Consider the following 13501-nt stretch of genomic DNA (forward strand, 5'->3'; position numbering starts at 1 on the left):
TTCTCATTGTTTATATGCGCTCTTCGGGAATCAAGAGGGAGGGAGCCCGTTCCCAAAAAAACGAATGTATGTTCGAAAAAAAGCTTGGCAAACGTACCAAAACAAGGTATGATATGACTATCAATCAACAGTGAAGGGTTGTGGAATAATTGTCAGATCGTCGTGCAGCGCTGGATATGGCGCTTCGTCAAATAGAGAAACAGTTCGGTAAAGGCTCGATTATGAAACTGGGTGAGTCCACCCATATGCAAGTAGAGATTGTGCCAAGCGGATCACTGGCATTGGATATAGCTTTAGGAACAGGCGGCCTGCCGAGAGGCCGAATTATTGAAGTATATGGACCAGAGTCCTCCGGTAAGACAACCGTTGCGCTACATGCTATAGCTGAAGTACAGAAGACAGGTGGACAAGCTGCTTTCATCGATGCAGAGCATGCTTTGGATCCTTCGTATGCCAGCAAGCTAGGTGTAAATATCGATGAGTTGCTGCTCTCCCAGCCAGATACGGGTGAACAAGCTTTGGAGATCGCAGAAGCTTTGGTCCGAAGCGGCGCTGTTGATATCATCGTTATCGACTCGGTAGCTGCGCTTGTACCTAAGGCTGAGATCGAAGGTGACATGGGGGATTCGCACGTGGGTCTGCAAGCGCGTCTGATGTCTCAGGCTCTTCGCAAATTGTCCGGTGCAATTAATAAATCAAAGACGATAACGATCTTTATTAACCAACTGCGTGAGAAGGTCGGCGTTATGTTCGGTAACCCCGAAACGACGCCTGGCGGACGTGCCTTGAAGTTCTACTCCACCGTTCGTTTGGACGTACGCCGGATCGAGAGCATCAAGATGGGTAACGATGTTGTGGGTAACCGCACGCGGATTAAAGTCGTGAAGAACAAGGTAGCCCCGCCGTTTAAGCAGGCTGAATTAGATATTATGTACGGCGAGGGGATTTCCAGAGAGGGTAGCCTGATTGATATCGGCACGGAACTGGATATCGTGGACAAGAGCGGTGCATGGTACTCCTTCTCCGGTGACCGTCTTGGGCAAGGCCGAGAGAATGCGAAGCAATTCTTGAAGGAGCATCCTGAGGTCGCACTCATCATCGAGAACAAGGTCCGAGAGGCGAGCAACTTGTCAACCGCTGTTCCTGAGGCATCTGACAAAGACAAGGAACAAGAGGAACTTGAAGAACAAGAGCTGTTCAAAGTGGAATAGTGCCAGCCCTCTAATAGTATAGGCGGGAGGACCGTCCGGTGTTTTATACGCCAGGCGGTCCTCTTTATTTATTTTGGTGAGATGCCATAACCATACCCGGAAGGAGAACGCGATGAAGGACGATAACAAGCCAGAGGTGGATCAGGCCGAATCAGCAGGGGTTGCAGATTTTCCGGATCATGAGGAATTGACCGTAACCTCGATCGAAATGCTGCGCAAGCCTAGGCATCGATACCGGATTGTCTTCGGTATGTATTCGATGACGGTTCATGAAGATGTCATGCTCAAGTACCGCATGCTGAAGGGGAATGTGTTTCGTAAGGAGGAACTGCTTGAGATCGTGATAGCAGACGAGCGGCAGCGGGCTTATGTTGATTCGCTCTATCACCTGTCCAGGAAACCACGCACATCCCAGGAGATCCGACAGAGGCTGCAACAGAAGGGATACGAACAGGGCTGCATAGAGACGACGATAGAGCGGCTGCAGCAGGAGCGGCTTATTGATGATGCCCTATACGCCAAGATGTGGGCTGAGCAGCGTATTACGAATCATAAGAAGGGGCGATTATGGGTCAAGCAGGAATTGAGGCAGAAAGGGATCGATTCCGCGAATATAGCGGAGGCGCTGGGGGAAGTCAGTGCCGATGCCGAGCTTCAGAGCGCGATGGCAATCGGACGGAAGAAGTGGCAGCAGACGAGCGGCGACGTACAGGATCGCAGGCGTAAGACAGGGGCATTCTTAATGCGGCGCGGCTTTAGTGGAGAGCAAGTGAGGCAGACTTTGAAGACGCTGATGGAAGAGGATGAGGCGCACGATGATGAGGATGACGAACTTTATCCATTCGAATAAACAGTGTTTTCCATTTATATGAGCTGAGTTTACTACATTTGCTGGATGATTCTGACGTTTACCCATTGCTTTCCCTTGACAATATCTTTTTATAAATACTAAAATAAATATGAATCTTTATCATCATAAATTAGAAACCTTTTTCCTTCCAAAAAAGTGACTACTTTGTGAAAGATTCTTATAACGACAATTCATAGTGAAATGTATTCCGTTACTGAAAGCGGAATTTGCGTCCATGATAAGATGTACGCAGTATGGACGACAGCATGCTGTCGGAAAATTTTATGTATGAATGAGTAACCTGACAATTGCACATTTCCCAAGGGATGCCTTGGAGGAAACAACGAGGAGGTGAAACAGATGCTGGAGACATGGATCTGGATCATAATCGTTCTCGCTGTAGCCGCTATATTCTTTTGGTCCGGTTATTTTATTCGCAAATCCCTTGCAGAAGCTAAAATTTCCAGTGCCGAGCATGCCGCTTTGCAGATTGTAGAGAGTGCGAAGAAGGAAGCAGAAGCATTGAAGAAAGAAACGGTTCTTGAAGCTAAAGATGAAGTTCACAAGATTAGAGCCGAAGCTGAAAAAGACACTCGCGAGCGCCGTAACGAAATTCAACGGCAGGAGCGCAGATTGTTGCAAAAGGAAGAGTCGCTGGATAAAAAAATAGAATCTTTGGAACGTAAAGAAGAGCAAGTGGCGAACAAAGAGAAACGAATAGAAGAGACCCAGCAGCAAATCGACGCAATCTACAAGAAGCAAACGACGGAGTTGGAGCGAATCTCCAACCTGACGATGGAAGATGCACGCAGCATTATTCTTAGCAATGTAGAGCAAGAAGTTCGCCATGAGACGGCTCAGATGATCAAAGAAATCGAGCAGCAGGCGAAGGAAGAGGCAGACAAGAAATCCCGCGAGATCATTACATTGGCTATTCAACGCTGTGCAGCCGATCATGTGGCGGAAACGACGGTTTCTGTTGTCACCTTGCCAAATGAAGAGATGAAAGGCCGGATCATCGGACGTGAAGGCCGAAACATCCGTGCGCTTGAGACCCTTACCGGGATTGACCTTATTATCGATGATACTCCGGAAGCTGTTATTCTCTCCGGATTCGATCCGATTCGTCGCGAGATCGCGCGTACCGCGCTTGAGAAGCTGGTAGCTGACGGACGGATTCATCCGGCACGTATCGAAGAAATGGTGGAGAAATCCCGCAAGGAAGTGGATGACCGCATTCGCGAGTATGGGGAGCAGGCGACCTTTGAGGTTGGCGTGCACGGTCTGCACCCGGATCTGATCAAGATTCTGGGTCGACTGAAGTTCCGTACAAGCTATGGACAAAATGTGCTGAAGCATTCCATGGAAGTGGCCTATCTGACCGGCTTGATGGCTGGGGAATTAGGCGAAGACATCGTGCTTGCGAAACGCGCAGGACTGTTGCATGACATCGGTAAAGCGCTGGATCATGAAGTGGAAGGTTCGCACGTTGAAATCGGCGTGGAGCTGGCGAAAAAGTACAAGGAACATCCGGTGGTTATCAACAGTATTGCGTCTCACCATGGAGATTGCGAAGCAACATCGGTTATTGCGATGCTGGTCGGCGCAGCAGACGCCTTGTCGGCAGCCAGACCAGGCGCGCGCAGAGAGACGCTTGAGACGTATATTCGTCGTCTGGAGAAGCTTGAAGCGATATCGGAATCCTTCGAAGGCGTTGAGAAATCGTACGCTATCCAAGCGGGCCGTGAGGTTCGCGTGATGGTACAGCCTGAGAAGATCGACGATGCGGAAGCGTTCCGCCTGGCGCGCGATATTACGAAGACCATTGAGAATGAACTGGATTATCCAGGTCATATCAAGGTGACCGTTATTCGCGAAACCCGCGCGGTAGATTACGCGAAATAGAATGAGTTCGAGAAAAGTGGCCGGTATAACGGCCACTTTTTATCTTTAATTGGTATTTTTTTTGAGGGAGTGATTGTCATCAACGTTTTATTTATCGGAGATATCGTCGGCAGCACGGGACGTAAAGCATTAAAGGCTTCGCTTCCGGAGCTGAAGTCCAAATATAATCCGCATATCATTATTGCCAATGGCGAGAATGCGGCATCGGGCCGGGGCATCACCTCGGCCATTGCGAACGAATTTTTCAATTGGGGTGTGCATGGCATTACGCTGGGTAATCACACATGGGATAATAAAGAGATTTTTGAATTTATCGACGATGAACCGAGAATGATTCGCCCTGCCAATTTTCCTCCAGGAACACCGGGGCGCGGCTACACCGTGATCAAAGCGAACGGGAAACAACTGGCGATTGTGAATCTTCAGGGGAGAACCTTCCTGCCAGCGATCGATTGTCCGTTCCGTGCAGCGGATGAGATTGTGGACGAGCTTCGACAGAAGCATGCGTGTATACTCGTGGACTTCCATGCGGAGGCAACCTCGGAGAAGATCTCGATGGGCTGGCATTTGGATGGACGAGCTTCGATGGTAGTTGGTACGCATACCCATGTACAGAGCAATGACGATATCATCCTACCAGGGGGAACAGCCTATATCACCGATACGGGTATGGTCGGTTCTAAGGAAGGCGTGCTCGGCATGCAGCGCGATGCCGTGTTATACAAGTTCCAGACACAGCTCCCAGCTCGTTTCCAGGTAGATGAGGGCAAGTGGCATTTTCATGCCGTATGTGTGGATATGGATGAGGAGACTGGGCGGGCCCGGAAGATTCAGAAAATCCGCATGTATGAAGATGAATGGCGTATGGATTAAAAATTTTGAAATCCGTTTAATTAAATTAGGTACGGTTGGAAAAAAGAAGGAATCTTTTCCCCTCTCACGAATAACATCTAGTAAGCGGAAGCAAACCATCACTCAACATTCCCAGGGGAGGTACTTACCATGGAAGTATTAAAAGTTTCAGCAAAATCCAATCCCAATTCAGTTGCAGGGGCGCTCGCTGGAGTTCTAAGGGAACGTGGCGGGGCAGAGCTGCAAGCAATCGGAGCGGGGGCACTAAACCAGGCTATTAAGGCAGTAGCAATTGCCAGGGGGTTTGTAGCACCGAGCGGAGTGGACTTGATCTGCATTCCTGCTTTTACGGATATTGTGATTGATGGCGAGGACCGGACGGCGATTAAATTGATCGTGGAGCCTAGATAGATTTGTGACCACTTGAGGATTTAGCCTGTTTACCTTCAGGGGGTAAACAGGCTTTTTGCTGTGATAGATGGGAAGGGAGCTGAGCCATGGTGCTGACGGTCGATTTTCATTGTGATGCGCTGAGCAAGTTATGGGAGGATCCGAAAGCTTCGTTTGTCGACGATCCAAAACTCGATGTATCAAGGGAACGGATGACGGAGGGCGATGTAGCACTGCAAGTGTTCGCCGTATTTCTATCGAATCATTACGGGCGTGCTTCCTTTGAGCGTGTGTTATCCCAACTGGAAATCTTCCGTAATCGAATGGTCAGGCCAGCTCTTCTGGAAGCATTGTTGTGGCGGGAGCAGGTTCAGCAGATCGGACACAGTCGACGGAAACGATATGGGATTCTGTCATTGGAAGGCGTTGACGGGATCGAAAGTAATCTGCACTATGTCCAGCTCTGTTATGAGCTTGGCGTACGCTTTATGGGGATTACCTGGAATTATGCCAACTGGGCGGCGGATGGTGTGCTAGAGCAGCGAAATGGAGGTTTCACGGAGCGCGGACGCGAGCTTGTGGAGAAGTGCCATGAGACAGGATTATACTCGACGTATCTCATCTATCCAGAGCAGGCTTCTGGGAACTGACCGACCTGACCAAGCGACCTATCATCGCTTCCCACTCGAATGTTCATTCGGTATGTTCGCACCCCCGGAATTTAGACGACGACCAGATTCGGGCGCTGATCGCTTTAAACGGCATGATAGGGATCACTTTCGTACCCTGGTTTGTTCGCAGTGGGGTGAAGAAGGTGAAGTCGGAAGATTTGCTTCCTCACCTGGAGAAGATATGCGAGCTTGGCGGAGAGCGGCACATTATGATGGGTTCGGATTTTGACGGAATTGACGAATGGATCGAAGGCTTGGAGCATGCCGGTAAGTATCCAGATTTCGTTGAGATGTTGCTGAAACATTATCCTGAGCCGATAGTTCAAGGCTGGATGTCGGGTAATGCACTTCGTTTTCTGGAGACGAACCTGCCTTCGAAACCAGACACTGTGCGAGAAAGATAACGAAGCTAAAAATTTGACAATATTGTTGCGTTCATGCAAAAAGACACAATAAGGCGCCTGGAAAGCTGGGGGTGCCTTTTTATTTTGCCGTCATAAAGAGTATAATAGGGGAGGAAAGTACATCTTAGAAAACCTAGAGAGATAATCAAGGAGTGAGAGACAGATGAGTAAAAAGGTACCTGTGGGTGTATCCGCCCGCCATATTCATTTAACTCAGGAGCATATCGAGGTGCTATTCGGCCAGGGATATGAGCTGACAGAGCTTAAGCCACTGTCCCAACCAGGGCAATTCGCCGCTAACGAAACGGTTGCGGTGATCGGAACGAAGGGACAATTCGATAAAGTAAGAATTTTGGGTCCAGCCCGTCCGGCTACCCAATTAGAAATATCTCGCACAGATTCTTTTGCGATTGGCGTAAAAGCGCCTGTACGCGAATCTGGCAATATTGAAGGAACGCCAGGGATCACGATTAAGGGCTGCCGGGGAAGTGACGATCCAGCAAGGGGTCATTGTTGCTGCCCGTCATATTCATTTCCATACATCCGATGCCGAGCAATGGGGGATTCAAGACAAAGATATGCTGAAGGTTCGTCTCGGCGGTGAGCGCGGACTGGTGCTGGAGAACGTGGTTGCACGCGTATCAGAGCATTTTGCACTGGATATGCATATCGACACGGATGAAGCTAATGCTGCAGGTGCAAACAACGGAGACACAGCAGAAATTATCGATTAGTCTGTCATTTAAGAAAGAAGAGTCTGAAACCGATGCTTAGTCGATTTCAGGCTCTTCTTTCGTTGGAATAGAGCTTCTGAAGCTCTAGGATGGTAGCTTAGCCCTAAAGATCATGATATAATTTGATACAGTCAAACTTGCATGACAGAGATTCAGTGGAATTAAGGAGTGACCTAGCATGGCCAAGGATAGTAAGGACTACTCCAAGTATTTTGATTTTTCTGGAGCCAAGATTCTTTCCGAAGATGAGCATGGGAAGAGAATCCGTATCAATGGGCGGGAAATCAACATTCTATCGGAGCCTAATCATAGACAGGAGAAACAGCGCGGCAAGCAGAGCATCGAGGTGCTGTACGATACAGAATTGCCGGAGGAATTCAAGACGATCGGAACTGGCAAGCATTACATCGTCTATACGTACGGCTGCCAGATGAACGAGCATGACTCGGAGACCATCAAAGGTTTGCTGGAGCAGATGGGTTATCAAGCGACAGAAGACCGGAAGCAGGCGGACGTCATTCTGCTAAACACCTGTGCGATTCGCGAGAATGCAGAGGACAAGGTGTTTGGCGAACTTGGCCACCTGAAGCATCTGAAGACGGAGAAGCCGGATATGCTGCTCGGCGTATGCGGTTGTATGTCCCAAGAGGAATCCGTCGTGAACCGCATCTTGCAGAAGCATGGTTTCGTAGACCTGATCTTCGGTACGCATAACGTGCATCGCTTGCCACATCTGATTCAAGAGGCGCTCCTCAGCAAGGAGATGGTCGTTGAGGTATGGTCCAAGGAAGGCGATATCGTAGAGAATCTGCCGAAGAAGCGAGAGGGTCTTCGCGGATGGGTTAACATTATGTATGGTTGCGACAAATTCTGTACATATTGCATCGTTCCATACACTCGTGGCAAAGAACGCAGCCGCCGGCCGGAAGACGTCATCGCAGAAGTGCGGGAACTTGCACGTCAAGGGTACAAGGAAATTACGTTACTCGGCCAAAATGTGAACGCATACGGTAAAGACTTCTCGGATCTAGAATATCGTTTCGGCGATCTGATGGATGATATTCACAAGATTGATATTCCAAGAGTGCGATTTACGACTTCACATCCGAGGGATTTCGACGATCACCTAATCGAGGTGCTTGCCAAGGGCGGAAACCTGGTAGAGCATATCCATCTCCCTGTGCAGTCGGGCAGCACGCAAATCCTCAAGAAGATGAGCCGCAAATACACGCGGGAAGCTTTCTTGGAACTGGCTCATAAGATCAAGAAGGCGATTCCGGAGGTTGTTCTGACAACGGACATCATCGTAGGGTTCCCTGGCGAAACAGATGAGCAATTCGAGGAGACACTGACCTTGGTGCGTGAGGTGGGATTTGACTCCGCCTTTACGTTCATTTATTCTCCTCGTGAAGGCACACCAGCGGCCGTCATGGAGGACAATGTGCCGATGGAAGTTAAGAGCCAAAGGTTACAGCGACTGAATGATGCGATTAAAGAATATAGCCGCAAGAGCAACGACAGCATGATGGGAGCCATTGTGGAGGTGCTGGTGGAAGGTGTCAGCAAGAATAACGATTCGATGCTCTCGGGACGTACGCGAACGAACAAGCTTGTTCACTTCGAAGGAACGGCTGATCTTGTTGGAGGCTTTGTGCACGTGCAGATTACGGATACGAAGACGTGGTACATCAAAGGTGACATGATACAGGAACAAATTACAGCGTCAGATGCGGTATAATAATCCGCAAGGGCGCGAGCATTGCAAGCGAACGACAGATGATGAAGAATTGGAGCGATGAACCTTGGCACACGATCATGTTCGTACGAACACATATGGAATGCAGTCCCACAATTCACGCGAATTAATTATAAGCGATGATATATTGGCAAAAGCAGGCGAGCTCGCAAACCTGATCTCCACGAGTGAAGAAGTGCAGATGTTTAAACAGGCGGAGCAGAAGATTCAGAACCACGAACGGGTGCAGAATCTGATTAAGACGATTAAGAAGAAGCAGAAGGAGATCGTAGCCTTCGAGACGTTTCAGAATAAGGATATGGTTGCCAAAATTGAGCGAGAGATCGAAGAACTGCAAGAGGAGATTGATGGTATTCCGCTCGTGATGGAATTTCAGCAAAGTCAGAGCGATATAAATTATCTGCTTCAGTTGGTTGTGTCCGTTATTCACGATACAGTATCGGAAAAAGTCAATGTAGAGACAGGGAAAGATACGCCGCCAAGCAGCTGCGGTTAGAGGTTTACAAGGTGCGGATCATGACTCCGCACCTTTTCTGTGTTATGCAAGAATTCGGGGTAATGGGGGATAATAATCCAAAGTTCCCTGCATGCAGGAAATCCTTGACATCATTGATAAGTATGTCATAATGAAATTATCAAATTAATATTTATGGTGATGATGGAAATGACGGATCATGAACAGGCGCCACTGGATAGCGCCAAGAAATACAGGACACCCGATGGTGTTCCCGCTGACATTGTTATGTTTACATTGACGAAGCGGGAGAGAAAGACCTTCACCAAGACTCTGCCCATTCGAGAACTAAAGGTAATGTTGATCAGGCGTAGATCGTGGCCATGTGCAGGAATGTGGGCGCTTCCGGGCGGATTCTGCTTGGAGAGCGAGTCGATTTACGATGCCGCCAAGCGCGAACTGAAGGAAGAGACTGGCGTCGATGGAGGACATCTGGAATACCTGGGCGTATACAGCGCACCCGGGCGCGATCCACGCGGCTGGATTATCAGTCACGCATTCTATGCGCTTGTAGAGGAGTGGATGCTGGAGCACCGACAGGCTGCCGACGATGCAGAGGAGGTAGGCCTCTTCACGGTTACAGAAGCACTGGAGGAACTGGAGCTTGCCTTCGATCACCGCGATATTATAATGGATGCATATCGGAAGATTCAGCAGCAGATGCTGCAGACGACGATTGCGAGACAGTTCTTGCCAGTTCATTTTACGTTAAGCGAGTTATATCAGGTTATCCAGACGGTGGTGCCTGAGTTTAAGGAACCGAATTTTATTCGTAAGATCACGTCTACGCGCAGTAGACAGGGTATATTAGAAGAGGCCAGAGACGAGAACGGCAAACCGCTAAGCTCGAATCAATATTCTCAGCGACCAGCACAATTGTACCGGTTCACGGATCACGTACCCTTATTGTCGATCTACACCTAATGAGGTAACAAGACCACCGGTACTCGGCAGGTCATGCCAATCAAAGAGGAGGATGTTCAATGAAGGCTTTGATCGTGATTGATTTCACGAATGATTTCGTGGATGGAAGTCTGCCCGTTGGAGAACCAGCGATTGCGATTCAGCACCGCATTGCTGAATTGACTGCGACCTGCTCCGATCGTGGTGATTACGTGGTTATGGCAGTGGATTTGCATGAAGAGAACGACCCCTACCACCCGGAGACCAAGTTGTTCCCGCCGCATAACATTCGGGGTACTAGCGGACGTGAATTGTATGGAGCGCTGCAAGAGGTATATGACCAGCGGCAATCTTCTATCTATTGGATGGACAAAACGCGTTATAGTGCTTTTAGCGGGACGGACCTTCACCATAAACTACGTGAACGGGGCATAACGGAAGTACACCTAGTCGGAGTGTGTACGGATATATGCGTTCTTCATACCGCCGTTGATGCTTATAACCTCGGTTACGCCATAACAGTATATGAGGATGCCGTCGCCAGTTTTAATTCGGATGGCCATGCTTGGGCGCTTGGGCATTTCGAAAGCAGTCTTGGCGCGACGGTCGTCCGTAGCGGCGACAACCGATAACTTACAGCTTGTACCACCTGGCCTGCCACTTTGGCTGTCAGGTTATACTGGAGGATGATCGCTATGCAGACAGCTGGTTTAGCATTGCACACAGACAAATATCAGATCAACATGATGTACGCGCATTGGATCAACGGCTCTCACCGAACGAAAGCTGTATTCGAAGGATACTTCCGCAAGCTTCCCTTCGGGAACGGGTATGCCGTGTTCGCTGGTTTAGAGCGCATCGTTCATTATATCGAATCTTTGCGATTCTCCGATGATGATATCGCTTATCTTGCGAAGCAAGAAGAGAAATACCAGCCCGAATTTCTGGAGGAGCTGCGCCGGTTTCGCTTCACCGGAAATATATATTCCATGAAAGAAGGGGCGTTGGTATTTCCCAACCAACCGCTCATTCGAGTAGAGGGTTCTATCTTCGAAACTCAGCTTGTGGAGACAGCGCTGCTAAACTTCATGAACTTTCAGACGCTGATCGCCACCAAGCTTCTCGTATACGCCAGGTGGCTGGCAACGACACCCTGCTGGAGTTCGGAACGAGACGGGCGCAGGAGGCGGATGCCGCGGTCTGGGGGGCACGTGCGGCTTATGTCGCGGGATTCCATGCCACGTCCAACATGCTGGCCGGCGAGAAGTTCGGCATACCAACGAAAGGCACGCATGCCCACTCCTGGGTTCAGACGTTCCGCAGTGAGCAGGAAGCATTCGATATCTATGCCGAGGTGATGCCGGATCAAGTTACGCTGCTTGTCGATACGTTTGATACGTTGAAGAGTGGCATTCCGCATGCGATTGTTACCGCGAAGAAACTTGAGGCCAAAGGCAAGCGCATGAATGCCATTCGATTGGACAGCGGCGACTTGGCTTATCTGTCCATTCAGGCACGAAAAATGCTCGATGAGGCAGGGTTATCCTACGTAGGTATCGTGGCTTCCAATGATCTGGATGAAGGAACGATATTGGATTTGAAGGCTCAAGGCGCTAAGGTTGATACGTGGGGCGTAGGCACGCAATTGATTACGGCTGCGGATCAACCGGCCCTTGGTGGTGTATACAAGCTCGTGGAACGAGAAGTGGATGGGCAGATGGTGCCGACGATCAAAATTTCGGGCAACCCGGAGAAAGTATCAACCCCGGGAAAAAAAGATGTCTATCGCATCATCTCCAAAGGCAGCGGGAAGGCGATTGCTGATTACATCTGTTTTCCGGGCGAAGAAATGCCGCCGGAGAATGGAAAGCTGAAGCTGTTTAATCCGCTCCATCCATATATGCGTAAAAATGTGCAAAATTTCGAAGCGATTCCTATGCTGGAGCCTGTGTTCATGAACGGAGAGCTGGTGTATGATCTGCCGCGGCTGGAAGAGATACGTGCTTATCATAACGCACAGCTGGACCAGTTCTGGCCGGAATATTTGCGTAAGCTAAATCCGGAAATCTATCGCGTAAATCTGAGTGAAGCCGTCTGGGAAGTGAAACAGCGCATGATGGCTGAGTTTATGGACATGCACGAGGAATAGGCGTATTCTACGGATACGGTGAGTTTAGAGACATCCTGGCAGACGATGTATTCGTGCTTTCAGGATGTCTTTGTCTTATATAAGAAGGAGTGATCCAGTTGAACAACGAAACCGAGTTTCGCGCCTTTGTCATCCGCCAAGACGAACACGGAGAGGTTACAGGCTCTGTTGAGCAGTTATCGCTAAACCATTTGCCGGAAGGGAATGTTGTGGTTAAAGTTGCTTACAGCGGCGTTAATTATAAGGATGGCCTTGCAAGTACATCGAACGGACAAATTGTCCGCCGTTATCCGTTTATTCCTGGCATTGATATGGCCGGGACCGTCGTAGCGTCTGATCACCCTGAATATCGCGAAGGTGATGAGGTTATATGCACCGGATACGAACTAGGCGTATCTCATGAGGGCGGGTACAGTCAATACGTCCGGTTGAAAGGGGAATGGCTCCTACCGCTGCCCCAGTCGCTGTCCCTTCGGGATGCCATGGCCATCGGAACCGCGGGGTTTACGGCAGCTTTATCGATCGAACGGTTAATTCACAACGGTCTACACCCCTCCCAAGGCCCGGTGCTTGTAACTGGGGCGACTGGCGGAGTGGGAAGCTTTGCGATCTCCATGCTGAGTCGTCTTGGATACGAGGTAGTCGCCTCCACAGGTAAAACAGATCAATCGGGTTGGCTTCATAAGCTGGGAGCTCAAGAAGTCATCCCACGAATTGAAGCGTCTGTCGCAACGAAGGGAGCCATCGCTGCCGAGACATGGGCTGGTGTCATCGACCCGGTTGGAGGTCCGGCACTCAGCACGATCCTCAAGCAAGTGCAGTATGGCGGCAGTGTTGCGGTATCAGGGATGACAGGCGGTGGAAGGTTCGAATCTTCGGTATTTCCCTTCATCCTGCGTGGCGTGAATCTGCTCGGCATTGATTCCGTATATTGTCCGATGAAGAAGCGGGAAGCGATATGGTCCCGATTGGCTGGAGAGTGGAAGCCAGAGAGCGTATTGGTTGAAGGGACCGTGGAATATGAGTTGACTGATTTGCCAGTGCTGCTTCAAGGCATCTTGCAAGGTGAAGCGGTGGGTCGATCAGTGATTCGACTGTAAACTTGCCTTATCGATTGTTTGGCATGTTCGCATAATGTAGCTCACCCACAGGCATCCTAAGG

Annotated in this window: 10 protein-coding genes and 3 pseudogenes; all 13 read left to right on the top strand. The window is 49.6% G+C overall.

What is annotated here, in order from left to right; genetic code table 11:
• Window positions 1–149 precede the first annotated feature (149 nt).
• The 13 genes and pseudogenes from recA to JCM10914_RS03920 all read left to right on the top strand — a co-directional run bounded on the left by recA (window position 150) and on the right by JCM10914_RS03920 (window position 13439).
• Window positions 150–1211 carry a recombinase RecA gene (gene recA / locus JCM10914_RS03860; RefSeq protein WP_023957649.1) on the top strand — a complete coding sequence of 354 codons (1062 nt, stop codon included), beginning with the start codon at window positions 150–152 and terminating at the stop codon, window positions 1209–1211.
• A gap of 112 nt (window positions 1212–1323) precedes the next feature.
• A complete protein-coding gene (locus JCM10914_RS03865; protein ID WP_023957651.1) occupies window positions 1324–2061 on the top strand; it encodes a regulatory protein RecX in 738 nt (245 codons plus the stop codon).
• Between the two features lie 363 nt (window positions 2062–2424).
• Entirely contained in the window at window positions 2425–3966 is a 1542-nt protein-coding gene (gene rny / locus JCM10914_RS03870; protein WP_148300181.1) for a ribonuclease Y, read from the top strand.
• 78 nt (window positions 3967–4044) lie between these two features.
• Window positions 4045–4839: a TIGR00282 family metallophosphoesterase gene (locus tag JCM10914_RS03875; RefSeq protein ID WP_197286828.1), complete on the top strand. Its 795-nt coding sequence runs from the start codon at window positions 4045–4047 to the stop codon at window positions 4837–4839.
• A gap of 129 nt (window positions 4840–4968) precedes the next feature.
• Entirely contained in the window at window positions 4969–5229 is a 261-nt protein-coding gene (locus JCM10914_RS03880; protein WP_006211249.1) for a stage V sporulation protein S, read from the top strand.
• Window positions 5230–5315: 86 nt separating this feature from the next.
• A pseudogene (locus JCM10914_RS03885) lies at window positions 5316–6283 on the top strand (dipeptidase).
• Window positions 6284–6446: 163 nt separating this feature from the next.
• Window positions 6447–7017: pseudogene (gene pduL / locus JCM10914_RS03890) on the top strand (phosphate propanoyltransferase).
• Between the two features lie 178 nt (window positions 7018–7195).
• Complete coding sequence (miaB, locus tag JCM10914_RS03895) at window positions 7196–8755, top strand: tRNA (N6-isopentenyl adenosine(37)-C2)-methylthiotransferase MiaB (protein ID WP_023957665.1); 1560 nt, start codon at window positions 7196–7198, stop codon at window positions 8753–8755.
• Between the two features lie 64 nt (window positions 8756–8819).
• Window positions 8820–9269: a RicAFT regulatory complex protein RicA family protein gene (locus JCM10914_RS03900; RefSeq protein ID WP_023957667.1), complete on the top strand. Its 450-nt coding sequence runs from the start codon at window positions 8820–8822 to the stop codon at window positions 9267–9269.
• A 168-nt stretch (window positions 9270–9437) separates the two neighbouring features.
• Window positions 9438–10211: an NUDIX domain-containing protein gene (locus JCM10914_RS03905; protein ID WP_197286827.1), complete on the top strand. Its 774-nt coding sequence runs from the start codon at window positions 9438–9440 to the stop codon at window positions 10209–10211.
• Between the two features lie 59 nt (window positions 10212–10270).
• Window positions 10271–10822 (top strand): cysteine hydrolase family protein, encoded by a 552-nt coding sequence (locus JCM10914_RS03910; RefSeq protein WP_023957671.1) that lies wholly within the window; start codon window positions 10271–10273, stop codon window positions 10820–10822.
• A gap of 63 nt (window positions 10823–10885) precedes the next feature.
• Window positions 10886–12339 (top strand): annotated as a pseudogene (locus JCM10914_RS03915) (nicotinate phosphoribosyltransferase).
• Between the two features lie 98 nt (window positions 12340–12437).
• Window positions 12438–13439 (top strand): acryloyl-CoA reductase, encoded by a 1002-nt coding sequence (locus JCM10914_RS03920; RefSeq protein ID WP_023957675.1) that lies wholly within the window; start codon window positions 12438–12440, stop codon window positions 13437–13439.
• Window positions 13440–13501 lie beyond the last annotated feature (62 nt).

Origin of the sequence: Paenibacillus sp. JCM 10914, assembly GCF_001315105.1 — a bacterium.
GTDB lineage: Bacteria > Bacillota > Bacilli > Paenibacillales > Paenibacillaceae > Paenibacillus_AQ.

Bases quoted from the DNA above. Each gene is read 5' to 3' on its own strand.
- JCM10914_RS03880 (WP_006211249.1), top strand. From the start codon at position 4,969: ATGGAAGTATTAAAAGTTTCAGCAAAATCCAATCCCAATTCAGTTGCA.
- JCM10914_RS03865 (WP_023957651.1), top strand. From the start codon at position 1,324: ATGAAGGACGATAACAAGCCAGAGGTGGATCAGGCCGAATCAGCAGGG.
- miaB (WP_023957665.1), top strand. From the start codon at position 7,196: ATGGCCAAGGATAGTAAGGACTACTCCAAGTATTTTGATTTTTCTGGA.
- JCM10914_RS03910 (WP_023957671.1), top strand. From the start codon at position 10,271: ATGAAGGCTTTGATCGTGATTGATTTCACGAATGATTTCGTGGATGGA.
- JCM10914_RS03905 (WP_197286827.1), top strand. From the start codon at position 9,438: ATGACGGATCATGAACAGGCGCCACTGGATAGCGCCAAGAAATACAGG.